This is a genomic window from Ignavibacteriota bacterium (genome assembly GCA_016707525.1).
GTDB lineage: Bacteria > Bacteroidota > Ignavibacteria > UBA10030 > UBA6906 > JAGDMK01.
In genome coordinates this window covers 278073-295303 of record JADJHP010000008.1, presented here as the reverse complement: position 1 = coordinate 295303, position 17231 = coordinate 278073, and the positions used below count along the sequence as shown (strand labels likewise).

Here is a 17231-nt window from a genome sequence, read left to right as displayed (position 1 = left end):
TTCCCTTCCTCCGCTGCGGCGAATTTGACAAACGCCCATTATCTTGGTAACTTGTCATGCTCTACCCACGATGAATGATGATCCATGGCCTCTGAACACACCATAGACCCGTCGCAGGTGACAGGGAATGCCGACAGCATCCCCGGCCGTCTTCCTGTCCTGCCCTTGCGCGATGTGGTCATTTACCCGTACATGATCTTCCCTGTCCTCGTCGGACGCGAATCATCGCTCCGCGCCGTCGGCGATGCCGTGGAACGGGACAAATACATCTTCCTTGTCGCGCAGAAGAGTTCCGTGACCGAGGACCCGGGGATCGACGATGTGTACCAGGAAGGGACCGTCGCGCGGATCATCCAGGTACTGAAGCTGCCGAACGGCTTGATGAAGATCCTTGTGGATGGCGTGATCCAGGGGCGCGTGGAGAAGTTCCTGCCGAACGCCAAGTACCTCGAGGCCGAGGTCAGCACCCTGCCGACCGCCGTACCGGTGGACCCCGAACTGGATGCGTTGCTCCGCCACACGGCGAGCCTCTTCACCGAATATGTGCACCTCAACCGGAACGTACCGAGTGAAGTGCTTGTGGCGTTCGAGAACACCCGCGAGCCGCTCCGGCGCATGTTCTACATCGCCGCGAACATCATGCAGAGCGTGGATGTGAAGCAGCGGATCCTGCAGCTGACCTCGATCCGCGAACAGCTGCATGAGTTGATCCGCATCCTGAACTCCGAGAACGACGTTCTCAAGATCGAGAAGGAGATCGACACCAAGGTCCACGACAACATCGCCAAGTCGCAGCGCAAGTTCTTCATCCAGGAGCAGATCCGCATCCTGCAGGATGAACTGGGCGACGAGGATTCCTCACCGGAGCTGATGAAGCTGCGGGAGGACATCCGGAAGGCGAAGATGCCGAAGGCCGTCGAGGAAAAGGCGCTCGAGGAATTCAACAAGCTGAAGAAGACCCCGCCTCTCTCCCCGGAATCGACGGTCATCCGCGGGTATCTGGAGACGATGGTCGGAGTGCCGTGGCACAAGCGGACGAAGGACAACCTGAACATCGACCATGTAAAGGCGATCCTCGATGAAGACCACTTCGGGTTGGAGAAGCCGAAGGAGCGCGTCCTCGAACATATCGCCGTCCTGAACCTCGTGCGCGAGATGAAGGGGCAGATCCTCTGCTTCGTCGGGCCTCCCGGCGTGGGGAAGACCTCGCTGGCGAAGTCCATTGCCCGCGCACTCGGGCGTCCGCTCGTGCGCATTTCGCTCGGCGGGGTGAGGGATGAAGCGGAGATCCGCGGCCATCGCCGGACCTACATCGGCTCCATGCCGGGCAAGATCATCCAGTCCATGCGCCGCGCCGGCGTCGTGAACCCCCTGATGCTGCTGGATGAGGTCGATAAGATGAGCATGGATTTCCGCGGCGACCCGTCCTCGGCGTTGCTGGAAGTCCTCGACCCGGAACAGAACGTTGCGTTCAACGACCACTATCTGGACGTGGACTACGATCTTTCGCGCGTGATGTTCATCACCACGGCGAACATCCGCTATGCGATCCCGCTGCCGCTGCAGGACCGTATGGAGATCATTGAACTGTCGGGCTATCTGCTTCACGACAAGGTGGAGATCGCGCAGCGGCATATCGTCCCCAAGCAGCTCAAGGAGCACGGGCTCGAGGACCGGCATGTGGACATCACGGCCGAGGCGATCACGAAGGTCATCACCGAGTACACGCGTGAGGCCGGGGTGAGGAATCTGGAGCGGGAGATCGCGTCCGTGTGCCGGAAAGTGGCAAAGGACATTGTCGGGAGGAATGCGAAGCGGGGGAAAGACAAGGACAGGGGCACGAAGATCAGCAAGGATACGGGCGCGAAAGCGGGCAAGCCGTTCATCGTCGATGCCGCACGTGTCGAGAAGTACCTTGGTGTCCCGCGGTTCAGGAACCGCAAGAAGAGCAAAGAGCACCGCGTGGGTTCGGTGACCGGGTTGGCATGGACGAGTGTGGGCGGCGACATTCTGAGCGTGGATGTGAGCGTGATGCGCGGGACGGAGCGGTTGACGCTGACCGGCCAGCTCGGCGACGTCATGAAAGAATCCGCCCAGGCCGCACTGAGCTATCTGCGGTCGCATGCCCGGGCACTCGGGCTTCCGCCGACATTCTTCAAGGGGCAGGAGATCCACATTCATCTTCCCGAAGGTGCGATCCCGAAGGACGGCCCCTCGGCCGGCATCACCATGGCGATGGCGATGTATTCGGCGCTGAGCGGACGGCCAGCACGCAGTGATGTGGCGATGACGGGCGAGATCACGCTGCGGGGCGAGGTGCTTGCCATCGGCGGGCTCAATGAGAAGCTGCTTGCGGCACAGCGGAGCGACATCACCACGGTGCTGATACCGGAAGAGAACGTGAAGGACCTGTCGGAGATCCCCGAACGCGTCAAGGAGGGGCTGAAGCTCATCCCCATCAGCCGGATCGAAGAGGCCCTGCCGCATGTGTTCGGTCCGCAGCGCGGCACACGGAAACGCACAGCACAAGCGTAACGGAAGGTTATGAGCGAGTATATCGTCACCGCCAGAAAATGGCGGCCCATGAAGTTCGAGAGCGTGGCGGGGCAGGAGCATGTGACGCGGACCCTCCGAAATGCGATCAGCTCCGACCGCCTTGCGCACGCGTACCTGTTCAGCGGCCCGCGTGGTGTCGGAAAGACCACCACGGCACGCCTTCTGGCCAAGGCCGTGAACTGCGCCAGGCCGGAGGATGCGAACCCCTGCGGGGTGTGCGAGAACTGCACGGGCATCACCGAGGGGCGGAATTTCGACGTGCAGGAGATCGACGGCGCCTCGAACCGCGGGATCGACGAGATCCGGAACCTCCGTGAGGCGGTGCGCTATCCACCGACCACGTGCACGTACAAAGTGTACATCATCGATGAAGTGCACATGCTCACGAAGGAGGCCTTCAATGCGTTGCTGAAAACGCTCGAAGAGCCGCCGCCGCACGTGCTGTTCATCTTTGCCACGACCGAACTCTCGAAGGTCCCGGCGACCATCCTGTCGCGGTGCCAGCGATTCGATTTCCGCCGCATCCCGCACGCACAGATCATGGCGAACCTGAGCGCGATCGCGCATGAGGAAGGCCTGCAGGTGGAGGACGATGCGCTGTCGCTCATCGCGCGCAAAGGCGACGGATCGCTGCGCGATGCGCAGAGCCTCTTCGACCAGGTGATCGCGTTGTGTGGCACGAACGTGACCATGGCGGGGATGCAGGAAGCGTTGAATATCGTGGGTGTGGATGTCCATTTCCGGGTCACCGATCTGATGCAGCAGCAGGATGCGACGAGCGTGCTGTTGCTGGTGGATGAGCTCATGAGCGGGGGCTTCGACCTGCGCGATTTCCTGGGCGGATTGCTCGAGCATTTGCGCAACCTGCTCATTGCGCGGGTAGTGGGGAATACATCGCTCATTGAAGCATCGGATGTGACGCGCACGCGGTACAGCGAGACCGCTGCGAAGTTCTCGGTGAGCGATCTCCTGCGGGCACAGCGCCTGGTGCACGGCACGGATCAGGCGTTGCGGTTCACCGCGCAGTCGCGTTTCCGCCTGGAGGCCGACATGGTGCAATTGGTGACCATGCCGCGCGCCGTAGACCTTGCAGGGCTGATCGATGGCATTGAAGAGTTGAAAAAGGGCGGCATCGTTGCTGCTCCCGCTCCGCTCCCCGGTCTGCGTCCGTTGCCGCCTGCGCCCGCGCCTGCTGCGCGTGCTGTGGCACCGTCCCCCGCGTCACCGCCTCCGGCTGCCCCTGCACTCTCTGCTGGATCACGCGTGACAACGCCTCCTCCTTCGCGTCCTCCTCTGCGTCCCCCGCAGGCGCCGGCCGAGAAGGCCCCGCAGCCATCGCCGCAGCCGGCCGGACAGGGCCGCACCGTGAACGAGGATGAAGTGCGTTCACGCTGGGCGGAGTTCGCGGCGGAGGTATCGCGCCGGAAGATCACGCTCGGTGCGGTGCTCAGCGGAGCGACGTTTCTGGGCGTGAGCAACGGGACCATCCGCGTCGAATGCGTGGATGAATTCCAGGTATCGTCGATCCAGCACTCCCGCGAAGTGTTGGGTGAGATCATCCAGAGCGTCTTCAGTGCGCGCGGGACGATGCAGGGTGAGCTTGCTGCCGGGCATGGTGCGCCGGCGGTGAAAGAGGAGCATCCCTTCGTTCAGACGCTGAAGCGCGAGTTGGGCGCAGAACCTCTCTAGCCTTCCCATCTTTTCTTTTTCCGGCCTTCGGAATTTTCCCCTCCACACGGTAGTCATGGGAAATAGCCTTTCACGGCCTTTCCATGATGACCCATTGCCATTGCATAACTCACTCTGATCTCACCGGTGCGGCCTCCGGATCTGGTCCGCGTCAACCAAAGGCAGCACGCTGCTGCGTAACGGTTGCGCGCCGGGGAAGAGGCGCATACCGGGGTATGGTCTGCGTCGCACGCCGTAACGGGCCGCGGTGTGGATGGAGCTGGACGGAGGGATTCGGGCGAACTCTCCGCTTCCATCATCATTCATATCCGGTCCGCCGGGCGGCACAACGACACACTGCCACGGCACGCGCTGCCGCACCGGTGGGACGGGTGGGGGAGAACAGATGAAAGTTATCACAGGGATTTCGGCGGCACTGATCAGTGCATTCCTCTTCGTCGGGGTTGCGGACAAGCTCATGCATTGGGACATGTTCGTTTTCGCGCTTGGCAAGAACCCATTGGTTCCGGCGCTCCTGCCGGGGGCGGTGGCCGGTGGTGTGATCGCCATGGAAGCGGTGGTGGCATGTGCGTTGCTGCCACCGGCGACCCGGCGGACGGGACTGTTGCTCGGCATGGTGCTGTTCGGTCTGTTTTCCGTCGTTATCGCCCTGTTGCTGTGGCTCGCTCCGGCGTCGCAATGCGGATGCTCGTTCATTGCGGGGTTCGACAAGCCCACGGTGCGGCACCTGCTTCTGAACATCTTGATCGCCCTCCTGTGCGGGTATCTGTTCGGCACAAGTGACCGACGTTCGCCCACCCTCAACGGGCTGCGTATGCCCGGCGCAGCCACAACCACTCCACCAACCACCTCTCATCAAAGGAGCGTACCATGAACGCCACACATTCCATCGTCGCCCTTGTCCTCCTTGCCGGCATTTGCTGCGTCATGCTGGTCGGCTTCCCGGCCCAGGCCGAAGCCCTGCCGCTCATTTCCTGTCCGAACTTCGGTTGCCCCGGCGGCCCCGACAACTGCATGTCGGCGAGCCTGATCATCCGCGGGGTCGCCCTCCAGATCACGTGTTATGTCAAGGCTGTGCAGGTCCAGTAGTGACCGGACCGTCGTGACACTGACCACCGACCCATCATCATGCACCGGGAGCAGCCATGAAGCGTGAGCGTCGTCTTGCCATCATCACCACGTTGATCATCATCGCCGCTGCGGTGTCTGGTGTCTTCCTGGCTCCGCGCATCGGCCCACCGGCGGTGCTCAATCCCGCCGTTGCCGATCGCGCACAGGAGGGGTCCGAAGAGATCAGGGCGCAGGAAGCCGTTGAGCGTGCGTGGGAGACTCCCGGGTTCGTGCTTGTGCATGAGCTCGGACGGTCGCCCGGAGCGACGATAGGCGATCCGATCGGCGTGCGGGTGGACAGGGAGGGGGCGGTGTACGTGCTCGATTGGGGCGCGCGGTGCGTGCGGAAATTTTCTCCGGCCGGTGATCAGGTGATGGTGTTCGGCGGGCAGGCCGGCCGTGGGCCGGGAGAATTCTCGAACCTCACGGACATCGATGTTGATGAAGAGGGGGCGGTATGGACATGTGATCCGGTGAACGGCCTCGTGACGGTCTTTGCGAACGATGGGAGTGTGCGGACGACGGTGCGGACCGGAAGGCCTCCGCACAGGCTTGCGCTCATCGGCGGAGGTGCCTTCATGGTCATGCCCTCTCCGGCCGGGAAGTACTTGTTCCACAGGTACGACGGCCAGGGAACGGTCGTGGACACCTGTGGGACCGTGGTGCGTGACCAGGAGATGATGAGTGTGATCCTGGATGGCCGCTGTGCGGGCTCGCTTGATGGGCGTTTCGCCTACGCCGGGTACCGTGCGGGGATCCTCGGACTGTTCAACGTTCACCGGACACCCTCGTTGTTCTTCGTGAATACGGTGGAACATCCCGGGCTTCCCAAAGTTGTCGCGCAGCAGGCCGGTGATGTCCGCTATGTCCGGGTCTCTCCCGACGCCCCGATGGTGTCCCGCTCCGTCAGCATCGTTGGTCGGGAGGTGCACGTCCTTGCCGGTTCCATTTCGGCGAGCAGGAATGGTATCATGGACGTGTATGACCATGACACCGGCGCGTATGAGCGTTCGTATGAGATACCGGTGCAGGCCGTGGCGGCATGCCGGACGAAGGGGATGTTGTACGCCGTTGCGGACACGACGGTACGAGTTTGGAGTATCACGGAAGTTCCATCCATACATGCGGGGTTACAATGAGAACGAGGATCGTTGTCGCGGTCATTTTGTTGCTCCTTGCGGGGACGGTAACGGGATGGGAGAGGGTTGCACAGGCAAAGGGGCAGAAGCTCTGCTTCGATTGTGCAATGGATGGCGGTTGTATTCCCGGGCCGGATTGTTGTATCACGATCGAGTGCTCGAATGGGCCTGCGTATTCGTGTCTGGGGGTGGGAAGAAGTAGTGACCCAGCGCGGAATCATTTGTCGGGGTTGTGTCGGGGTCATGTCTGGGTCATGTCTGGGTCGTGTCTGGGTCGTGTCTGGGTCGTGTCTGGGTCGTGTCTGGGTCGTGTCTGGGTCATGTCTGGGTCGTGTCTGGGTCGTGTCTGGGTCGTGTCTGGGTCGTGTCTGGGTCATGACTGGGTTCTTGTGTAGTGGCCGAGCATGCTCGGCCACTACAACGGCCACTACAACGGCCACTACACGAAAATGGCGAAAATCAGCCCCCTACCGGGTCCCGGCGCCGCCCGGACACAGGCCGCCTTGCTTCTCTGTCCGGATTTTGAGATGTTTGTGTTGTAAGTGGTGATATGGAACCGACGCCGGGTGTGCTATGCGCAGAATGAAGATGCTGTGTGTGCTGATGGGGATCCCCGTTCTGATGGCCGTTGCCCAGACCGGGGTCGCGAAATATGCAGGCGAATTCATTTCGCTCGGCGTGGGTGGGAGGGCTCTCGGGCTCGGTGGGGCATACGTCGCCCTTGCGAATGACGTCACTGCCGGCTACTGGAACCCCGCGGGGCTGGCGCGCATCAATTATCCACAGATCGCGCTCATGCATGACGAACAGTTCGGTTCGCTCGTCAACCATGACTACGGTGCCGTCGCATTCCCCGTGGGTGCCTCGACGAGCATCGGCATCAGCCTTATCCGCCTGGGTGTGGATGATATTCCTGACACGCGCAATGCGGGTGTGGACATCAACGGGAACCTGACCTACGACCCGGCACAATTCAGCCGCATCGATCCCAACCGTGTGACGTATTTCAATGCCGCGGACTATGCCCTGTACTTCACCTATGCGCGCCGCCATTCGGACAACTTCACCTACGGGGCCAACGTGAAGCTGATCCGCCGCGATCTTGGCGATGCGAGTGCAACAGGGATCGGGTTCGACCTCGGTGTGTGGTACGCCCCCTTCGAGCGGCTGGTCGTTGGTGCCAACGTGCAGGACATCACCACGACGTTCCTGGCGTGGAGCACCGGGCGCAATGAATTGATCTCACCGACGATGAAAGTGGGGACGGCATATTTCATCGACCTTCTCGGTGGCCGGTTCGCTCCTGCGCTTGATGTGGACATCCGGTTCGAAGGGCGCAAGTATGCTTCCACTGCATCGGTGGGACCGGTGAGCCTGGACCTGCACGGCGGGCTGGAATTCATGTTCAAGGACCTGATCGCGATCCGGGCGGGGTACAGCGATGTGAAGCAGTTGACGATGGGTGTTGGCGTGCATCTGCCGAAGCTGAATATCGACTACTCGCTTGCGAAGTTCGATGGCACCGGCCAGCTCGGGAACACGCACCGGATATCGCTGATGTTCACGTTGGAAACCGAGCAGTTCAAGAGAGCAGAATAGGGAAGAGTCCCTTCTCCCCTTTTATTTTGATTTGAAAACGAACACCCCGTTCCAGTTCTCCGGCGGGGGCGTGTGCTTGAACACCTCGATGCGCTGAAGGTGGAGGAGCGATGGCCGGTCGTCCGGCTGAACGGCCAGAGCCCTCCTGAATGCCTGCTCTGCCTTCACCCACTCCCGCGCGTGGTAGAACCTTTTTCCCTCTTCGTACGCACCGATCATCTCCTGGGTCTCCGGAGGCATCTCGGCAGACCGGACCGCGATGAGCTCGTACGTCGTTACCGGTTCCGAACGCCCCATGACCGCGATCCGGTCCAACTCCCGTCCGAGGATCTCTTCACAGGCAAGATCGTAGGTCCGCTGACTCACCATGACGCCGGTACCATACTCCCGGTTCGCACCCTCGAGCCGGGACGCAAGGTTCACGCTGTCGCCGATAACGGTATAGGCGAATTTTCCGACGGCTCCCATGTTTCCCACGACCATATCGCCGGTATTGATCCCGATCCGGATGCGGATCGGCGGCCGGCCCGCCTCCTGCCAGGCGGCATTCAGCCCGACAAGAGCTTCCTGCATCTCGAGAGCTGCCCTGCACGCCCGTAGCGCGTGGTCCTTCTGAGGGATCGGGGCTCCCCAGAACGCCATCACTGCATCCCCCTCATATTTGTCGAGCGTTCCATCATTCCGGAAGATGATCCCGGACATCACTTCCAGATACTCGTTCAGGATGCTGACGAGCTCTTCCGGCGAGAGGTTCTCGGAGATGGCGGTGAACCCGACGATATCGCTGAAGAGCACCGTGAGCTCTTCCCGCTGGCCGCCGAGGACGAGTTTCTCGGGATGGGCAACGAGTTCATCCACCAGAGAAGGGTTGACGTACGTGCTGAACATGGATTTGATGAGCATGCGCTCTTTGCGCTCGGTCACCATGTGATAGGTGGTACTCATCGAGTAGCCACCGACGATGGCCAGGACCGCATTCACGACGCCCATTACATAGTTGAACTTGCTGAACATGAAGAGGGCAAGCGCGCCGGTGAGGAGGATCATGGAAAGCGCAAAAAGGAACCCCAGAAGTCCGATGACCAGGTGATGCCGCGTCTTCACCTCGCGCAGCTGGGAGGTCACAATGAAGGTGATGAGCACCAGGATGAATGTGGTGGTGGCCGATGCCGCCGGGCTCTCCATGCGCAGGAAATCGCCACGGATCACGTTCTCCACCGCATTGGCGTGGATCTCGACCCCGTACATCATGTTCTCGCGCTTCCGTTCGCCGCGCGCGATGGCCACCGGGAACAGGTCCTTGTATTCGGGAACGGTGACACCGACGAGGACGATCTTGTCCTTGAACGTGCCATCGTGCAGATAGCCGAAGGAGGGATCGCTGAAGGTATTGATCTCTTCGCCGCTCTCGGACTCTTCCCTCGTCTGCAACGTCTCGTCATCCAGCACATCATGGAACCGGATGTGGGGAAAGGTCCCGTCCGGGCCATAGTAATTGATCATCATCGAAGCACGGTCGACCTGGGGGATCACGCGCCCGGCGTAGGTGAAATAGCCGTCCTCCACTTCGGGCACCGCCGTGGGCGGGAGGCCAAAGTACTTGTTCAGCACCGCGAAGGCGAGCGTAGGGATGCGTTGTTCGCCTCCCCCCGCGGAATCCACGGCGTACATGGTATTGTAGGACCGGAACACACCGTCGGCATCGGTGCGTACATTCACGAGTCCCATCGAGTGATCGGTGGCGTAGAAGATGTTGCCGTAGGTCTCGTCGTTGGAGGTCGTGATATACGATTCGTTGTCGGCTTCGCGCTTGCCGGAGAGGACACCGATGCCGGTGGCCGTGAGCGCGGCGCGCAGGGAATCGTCGTGGCGCGGATCGTGGATATCCGACGTGCTGAAGAGAAGATCGATGCCGACCGCGCGTGCGCCGGCGGCTTTGAGGTTGCGCAGAAGGCGGGCATAGAACGACCGCGGCCACGGGAACTGCTCGCGGAGCGAACGGAACGATTCCTCATTGATCTCCACGATGACGACATGCGACGAGTCGCGGAGGCCCGGGTTCACCCCCCGATACTGGAAGCGGTAATCCACCGAAGCCAGTTCGAGGCGCTGCAGGATGCCGAGCCGGAGGATGGACTCCTGGGTGAAGACGATGATGATGAGCGCAACGCCGAATGCCAGCGCGATGCGCATCAGCCAGCTTTGTTGCCCTGACGATAAACGCAGGCGCTGGTTCATGGTCAGATGGTGTACCTGTACCGCAGACTCATGACGCTCTCGTTCGGTACATCGGAGTTCTTGAAGAAACTGAACTGCAGGAGCAGTTGCATATCCGGCCGCGCGGTCCATTCCACCCCGGTGTCGAACGCGATCCGGTGATAGTCGCCGAAGGCCGGCGCGACGGTGGCGGCGACCGTCAGGAGGTTCTTCATGAAGCCATACCGGGCGGCGAACGTCACCACACCGTAGTTCAGGTTCTGTGTCTGGCCGCGGAAGCCGGACAGCGGAAGCGTGTTGAGGAACATCGCCGCAGAGACCGTGGTGCGCAGCGGTGCCTGATACAGGGTCGTGAGTCCGAGCTCCGCGCTGACGTTCTGCACGTCGTAGGCACGGACGGACTCGTCGTCGCGGTTCGATGTCGAAAGGCTCACCGTGGCCGTATGGCGGGCGCCCGCGCTGAATTCGTACGAGCTCTGCATATACAGGCGGAGTGTTGCGTCGCTGATCGCCGCCAGACTGTCGCGCCCGTTCACCGACAGGCCGTTGTCGTTGTCGTACACCGAAAGACCAACGGTGAACGTCGGCAGGTCCGACCGCGACATGTAGGTCGCCGCCACATTCACGTTGTTGAACATCGTGGTGCCGACCTTGGTGGCACTGGTATTATCCTCGAGGCGTTCATATCCCAGCGTCAGGAAGACCTGATTGTCGATCAGGCGGGCCCGGTCGACGATCGAGAAGCCTTTGATGTCGGTCTGCAGGAAGGACTGCCCGAAGGACGTGTAATCGTTCCCGTGGTACAGATAGGTGAACTTGAGATAGTTGTTGAAGTAATTCAGCCCGAGGCCGACCTCATAGGCGATCGTGGGGAGCTTGTCCACGTTCAGGGGACGGAAGTTATCGTTCACCGTGATGTACGGACTGAGGATGTCGCGCACCTTCTTGATACCTTCCGCGCCTGACGCATAGATCCTGTCGATGTCCTCGTCGGTGAAATCGTCCTTGGAGATGTCCATGTTGTACGCACTCGCCGCGGCCGAGCCGGTGACCTCGATGCGGCTGTTATCCATTCGCGCCACGAAGTCCGTCCCGACAACGATGTTCTCTCTCGGTGCAATGCCATAGTGGATGGAATTCTTGTCGTCACCCGCGCTCAACCATGAGAAGCCGACCTCCCAGGTCTCGCGGTCGCCGACGCTCGGGCGGATCGCGAACAGGTCCCGGGAATACGTGCCGTAGTTGAACCGCCCGAAGGTCCCCGGGCTCACCAGTCCATACGCCGCGGTCGAGTCGCGGTGGAATTCAACGCTGAAACTGTCTGCGGAGAACTGGCGGACCAGTTTGCCTTCGACGCTCCGGGTGATCTGGCCAAGGGTCATATCGACCCCGAAGATGCCGTACTGTGCGGAACTCGAGAGGCCGCGGACGCGCTTGCCACTCAGGATCAGTTCGGGGAGGACGGGATAGTGGTCGCCGTAGCCGACCTGCACCCACGGTGTTTCGACCTCTGCGAAGAAGCGGTGCTGCGGCTGCCGGTCGGACCGTTCGTCGGAGGTGAGGAAGATGTTCGAGTTGAAGCCCCAGATCCCGGTCTTGCCCCGGAACGTGGCGCCCGCCCTGTTGTACCACGTACCTTCGCTCCGGATCTGTTCGTGGCGGGATTCCACATTCACATCCAGCTTGTAGTCGAAGCCTCTCACGGGCGTCGGGGTTGCGTAGACATCGCGTCCCACGCTCCGCACCGTGAATGAGAGCTCGGCGGTGCCATGGAGCTGTCCCTTGCGGTTGAAGAGCCCGATCTTCACGGTGTGGACGCCGGGAGACAGGGTCATCCCCTGATTGTCCGGTGCATACACGATGAGGTCCTCGCTGAACACCGCTCCGGTGGTCACGTTGATGTCGTCCAGTTTGATCTGTGTTGCCTTGCGGACCACCGCGGAATCGGCGCGGAGGAGCGAAATCGAGATCAGGACGTCATCCGGTTCGAGAACGGCATCGGGTTCCGGACTGAGAAAGAGCACCTGTTCTTTGTCCTCGTCCACGATCGACACGCGGAGGGGTTGGGCCGGAGGGGCCTTGATGGGGTCATCGCCTGTAGCGGCCGGATAGGAGGTCCGCTTTCCCGACCCTTCCGTCAGGATGAGGTAGTACTCGAAGAACGGCGCGAGGGCATATTCTTTGGTCACCGTGAATCGGGCCGTGTTGCCGCGGAGGTCCATCTCCGCCTTCCGCCAGTTCGATGAACCGAACGGCCGGTAGAGGATCTGGACATCGGTGATCCGGTGTCCCTGCTGGAGTTCCACCGTGACCGGCACCGGTTTGCGCGGTGGTGCGGAAGCCGGGGATGTGGACGACACATAGGTAGACAGCTGCGCGAACATGACCGCCGGAAGAAGCAGCATTCCTCCGGCGGTGCACAGGGTTCGAAGGGTCATGGGGAGCGGCGGCCGTTCGTTAGTCGTTGAATTCGATCTTCAGGCGATTGGTCTTGCCCTGCGGGTCACGCAGTTCGATGTCCAGCCGGCGGCGGGCATCATCCCGGAGAGCATTGAGTGCAGCCTGGCGTTCCTGTTCGGTGGTGGTGCGGCTTACGATGGAGCCATTCTTTCCCGAGATCCCTGTGAAGCCGGCACCGACATCGACGGTGCGTGAGGAGACACGGTTGAACAATTGCACGAGGCCTTCGGTCACGGTCAGCGTATCGGACTGCGCCGAGCTGTTGAAGACCCCGGCGGTTCCGCGGATCGAAGCGACAGAGGTCGGTGATGTGAAGCGGAACTCTTCGCTGGACCGTTGCTTTGCGACGTTGAATCCGACGACGCCGGTCTGGACCTCGACGGACTTCGAGAGGTTATTGCCGTTCTGCGTTCCGGTGATGGTCATGACGGAACGTTCACGCAGGCGGACGAGACTGTTGTCCTTGAACTTGATGATCGCCAGCGCTCCTTCGCCCGTGCGCACCATGTCGCCGGATGCGAGGGTCTGTCCGCGTGTGGCCTTCGCCCACTCCTTGCCGGATTCCTTCTTGAGGACATCGAGGATGACCTTGCTGAGGAGGGCGACCGGGGTGCCGGGAGGCGCGGCGAAGACCGGCGCAGCGATGCTCAGGGTGATCAGGAGACAGACGACGTTTCTGATATGTCGGTTCATGGGGAGCTCCGGAAGGAGGCGCTATTCGAGATCGGTGGAGATGACGTGGCTCGGGTTGGACCGGAACTGATTGATGAGCTTCACGAGGTCGCTCACCGTGATCGTCTTCCCATCCACCCGCATCTGTCCGGTCGGCGACAACAGACTGCTCCGGATCTTGTCGAACACCGGCTTGTGAGCCGGCCCGAGAGCCTTCTCGAGGTCCGCGAGAAGGTTCTCCATCACCATGTTGGACCCGCCCGCGGAGACGGTGAAGGCGCGGAGTTGGCTCTTCACCGTGTTGCTCGGGCCGCTGGTGTTGCCGTAGATCCCTTCCACGAACCAGACGTAGGTCCTTCCTGGCTCGAGGGGGCGCACACCGGCCGACGGGTACAGGAACGAGGTCGTGCTGACCTCGGTGGAGAGGTGCGGCACGCCGTTGACGGCTTCTTCCAGGGATGACTGGTTGGGGAGTTTCTCAAACACCGACAGCCGCGAACGCGGGCCGTCGAACGTCCACTGGAACAGCGGGAATTCGTTCACGGTACGATCGTTCTGCATCGGCATCACCAGATCGAGCCGCGAGGGGTTGGTCAGCACGAAGCGGAATTTCGCGACATAGGTCGTGTTGTAGCGGGCGAGCATGACCTCGATGCTGAAGGTATAGATGCCTGCGGGCATATATCCTGTGGGCAGGGCGAGCTGTTCCATTCTCTTCTTCGCGACGTCATCGATCACATACTCGGCCTTGACCGCCGGGCTGGCGAGGTCGAGATTGCTGAACGAACGGGTTCCGGGTATCTCGAACTGCTTGGTGGAGTATGATGAGACACGCGTGAAGGATTCGCCGGTCGCCATCTGGACGTCGAGCGTGATCGCCATGGATGCATTCACTGATGCAGGAACGCCGCCGCGGATCCGAAGGTCGATGGAGAACAGCCACTTCGGGGACAACGCGTTGATGAAATCGACATCCTGAATGGTGAGGACATCCACGGGCGCTGTCGATGTGCTGATGTCGATGACCGGCGATTGCGCCACTGCTGCGGGCATCGCAACAACAACGATGGCGATGAAGAAGAGAAGAGCTCTCATGGTATCGCCCCGAGGATAAGTGGAAGAACTGCGTGTAGTGAGGTATGATAAGAATTTGGCGGGTGCCAAGCAATACGGTGGGAGGGCGTGTCGGGAGAGTGTAGGGGCGGTGCATGCACCGCCCCTACACAGGCACCTCCCCGGAGGGGTTAGAACTGCCGAATATCGTTATAAAGTACGAACGCCATGAACGCCAGCAACAGGACGAACCCTGCCTTCTGCAGCGCCATGCGCACCTTGACCGGCACTTCGCGCTTGAAGATGGCCTCGTACACAAGGAAGACCATGTGTCCGCCGTCCAACGCCGGGAACGGGAGGAAATTGAGAATGGCCAGGCTCATGCTGAGCAGGGCCATGAAGCCGAGGTAGGTCAGGAGTCCCATCTCCGCCGTCTGCGTCGCCATCTGAGCGATCTTGATGGGGCCGCCCACGGATTGGGCGAACGCCACCTTGCCGACGATGATCTGCCAGACCTGCTTCACGAACAACACGCTCACATCCACGACATTCGTCAGGGCGTGGGGCAGGGCACCGAAGAACGAATACTCCACCTTGCGCGTCGGCCCGGTGTAGCGCAAGCCGAAACCGATCCCGATGCGGCCATCGTCCGTCGGCGTGACCGTCCCTTTCATGATCGCGGCATCGCGGCGCCACTCTATGGCAATGGGCTTGCCGGCATGCTGCTGCACGACCGCTTTCACCTGTGCATCGGTGACGAGCTTCTCGCCGCCGATCGCCGTCAATACGTCACCCGGCTTCAGTCCGATGGCGTCGGCGGGCATGCCCCCCTGCACCGTGCCGACGAGGATCTCGGTCTGGTCGGGGATGATCCCGAATGCCGTCTCGTTCGGTTCGGGGATCGCGGAGCGCGGGATCGTGATGTCCATCTCGGATCCGGCGCGGTTCACCGTGAATTGCACATCCTCACCGGCCTGATCGATGTACACGCTGTTCAGGATCTCATCCCAATGCGTGATCGCGGTACCGTTGATGCGGACGATCCTGTCGCCCCCCAGGAGTCCGCTCTTCTGCGCCACGCTTCCTTCTGCCACCATCCCGATCGTGGTCGTCTCGCGGATGACCGTTCCCTGGACGAAGTTGATGCCCCAGAAGATGACGATTGCGAGGAGGATGTTCATGATCACGCCGCCCGAGATGACGAGCATCTTCTGCCAGACGGGCTTTGCGCGGAATTCCCACGGCTGGGGTGCCTGCGCGAGATAGTCGGTGTCGAAGCTCTCATCGATCATCCCGGCGATCTTCACGTAGCCGCCGATCGGGATCCAGGAGATACAGTAGTCGGTCTCGCCGATCTGCTTGCCGAATGCCCGGGGAGGAAAGCCGATCGAGAAACGGTCCACCTTCATGCCGGAAAGTTTCGCGGTGATGAAGTGCCCGAATTCGTGCACGAAGACCAGCACGCCGAGCGTGAGGATGAAATACATCGCTGTTTGGAGGAACTCCATGGGCCAACCGTCCGTCAGTGTGAGAATACCGCAGCCGCCTGCGCGACGAACGCCCGCGCATCACGATCTGCTCGATCTATCAACTCCAGTGTCACAGCGCCCGACGGTGGAAGTGCATCCATCGTCTGCGCGATCAGTTCGGGGATGGCGGTGAAGCCGATCTTCCCGTCGAGGAAGAGGGCTACCGCTGCTTCATTGGCTGCATTCAGGACCGCCGGTGCCGTGCCGCCTTCACGCATCGCCCGGAAGGCAAGGGAAAGGCAGGGGAACCGTTCGGTGTCGGGGTCCTGGAAGGTCAGCCGCCCGAGCGCCGCAAAATCCACCCGCTTGAAACCGGACGGCGGGCGTTCGGGATAGGTGAGCGCATATTGAATGGGCAACTTCATGTCCGGGATGCCCAGTTGCGCCTTCACCGACCCGTCCACGAATTCCACCATCGAGTGGATGATGGATTGCGGGTGGACGATCACTTCGATCCGTTCTGCCGGGAGCCCGAACAGCCACTGCGCCTCGATCACTTCCAGCCCCTTGTTCATCAGCGTGGCGGAATCGATCGTGATCTTGGCCCCCATCGTCCAGGTCGGATGCTTCAGCGCCCGCGCCGGGGTGATGTCTGCCATCTCCTCGCGCGGCGTGTTCAGGAACGGGCCACCCGACGCGGTGAGGATCAACCGGTTGACGCTGTGAGGGTCCTCGCCCTGCAGGCACTGGAGGATCGCGCTGTGCTCGCTGTCGACCGGGAGGAGGCGGACCTTGTGCTCCCGCACCTTCGCCATGACCAGCTCGCCGCCGACGACAAGGGTTTCCTTGTTCGCGAGGGCGATGTCCTTGCCCGCTTCGATGGCGCGTAACGTGGGATGGAGCCCCGCGAAACCGACAAGCGCGCTGATGACGATATCCACATCCTCCCGTGCCACCACATCGAGGAGGGCACTGTCGCCACTCAACACCTCCGTCGCACCATCCACCCGTGCGCGCAGATCTCCGGCGCGGGAGGGATCGGTCACAACGACCGCCCGGGGCTTGAACCGGCGTACCTGTTCGGCAAGAATGTCGGTATTACGGTGTGCAGTAAGACAGGTAACGCGGAAGCGGTCCGGCATTGCCTCGATCACCTCGAGACTGCTGCGGCCGATCGAGCCAGTGGAGCCGAGTATGGCAATGTTGGTGGGACGTTTCACAGCACTCCAGGAATGTCATCAAGGTACATAAACGGTGCTTGTATATC

General features: G+C 61.4%; 12 protein-coding genes. 6 read left to right on the top strand and 6 right to left on the bottom strand.

Annotated elements, in window-relative coordinates; translation table 11 throughout:
• Positions 1-84: 84 nt before the first annotated feature.
• The 6 genes from lon (at position 85) to IPI01_14300 (ending at position 8093) form a co-directional block, all read left to right on the top strand.
• A complete protein-coding gene (gene lon / locus IPI01_14325) occupies positions 85-2535 on the top strand; it encodes an endopeptidase La (GenBank protein ID MBK7258945.1) in 2451 nt (816 codons plus the stop codon).
• 9 nt (positions 2536-2544) lie between these two features.
• Entirely contained in the window at positions 2545-4245 is a 1701-nt protein-coding gene (gene dnaX / locus IPI01_14320) for a DNA polymerase III subunit gamma/tau (protein ID MBK7258944.1), read from the top strand.
• A 385-nt stretch (positions 4246-4630) separates the two neighbouring features.
• A complete protein-coding gene (locus IPI01_14315; protein MBK7258943.1) occupies positions 4631-5119 on the top strand; it encodes a hypothetical protein in 489 nt (162 codons plus the stop codon).
• Positions 5116-5334, top strand: coding sequence for a hypothetical protein (locus tag IPI01_14310; protein ID MBK7258942.1), 219 nt, complete (start codon positions 5116-5118; stop codon positions 5332-5334). The genes IPI01_14315 and IPI01_14310 overlap by 4 nt, the downstream gene beginning before the upstream one ends.
• Positions 5335-5390: 56 nt before the next feature.
• Entirely contained in the window at positions 5391-6494 is a 1104-nt protein-coding gene (locus tag IPI01_14305) for a hypothetical protein (GenBank protein ID MBK7258941.1), read from the top strand.
• A gap of 573 nt (positions 6495-7067) precedes the next feature.
• Positions 7068-8093, top strand: a complete 1026-nt coding sequence (locus IPI01_14300) for a PorV/PorQ family protein (GenBank protein ID MBK7258940.1) — start codon at positions 7068-7070, stop codon at positions 8091-8093.
• Between the two features lie 21 nt (positions 8094-8114).
• Here the strand turns inward: IPI01_14300 and IPI01_14295 are convergent, their stop codons facing one another.
• The 6 genes from IPI01_14295 to IPI01_14270 all read right to left on the bottom strand — a co-directional run bounded on the left by IPI01_14295 (position 8115) and on the right by IPI01_14270 (position 17184).
• Positions 8115-10331 (bottom strand): CHASE2 domain-containing protein, encoded by a 2217-nt coding sequence (locus IPI01_14295; protein ID MBK7258939.1) that lies wholly within the window; start codon positions 10329-10331, stop codon positions 8115-8117.
• Between the two features lie 2 nt (positions 10332-10333).
• On the bottom strand, positions 10334-12715 hold the full coding sequence (locus IPI01_14290; GenBank protein MBK7258938.1) for a hypothetical protein: 2382 nt from the start codon (positions 12713-12715) through the stop codon (positions 10334-10336).
• Positions 12716-12767: 52 nt separating this feature from the next.
• Complete coding sequence (locus tag IPI01_14285) at positions 12768-13463, bottom strand: FecR domain-containing protein (protein MBK7258937.1); 696 nt, start codon at positions 13461-13463, stop codon at positions 12768-12770.
• A 21-nt stretch (positions 13464-13484) separates the two neighbouring features.
• Entirely contained in the window at positions 13485-14537 is a 1053-nt protein-coding gene (locus IPI01_14280; protein ID MBK7258936.1) for a hypothetical protein, read from the bottom strand.
• 149 nt (positions 14538-14686) lie between these two features.
• Complete coding sequence (rseP, locus tag IPI01_14275; protein ID MBK7258935.1) at positions 14687-16003, bottom strand: RIP metalloprotease RseP; 1317 nt, start codon at positions 16001-16003, stop codon at positions 14687-14689.
• Between the two features lie 14 nt (positions 16004-16017).
• The gene (locus tag IPI01_14270) at positions 16018-17184 is read right to left on the bottom strand and encodes a 1-deoxy-D-xylulose-5-phosphate reductoisomerase (protein ID MBK7258934.1); all 1167 of its coding nucleotides are present in this window, start codon (positions 17182-17184) and stop codon (positions 16018-16020) included.
• Between the last annotated feature and the right edge of the window lie 47 nt (positions 17185-17231).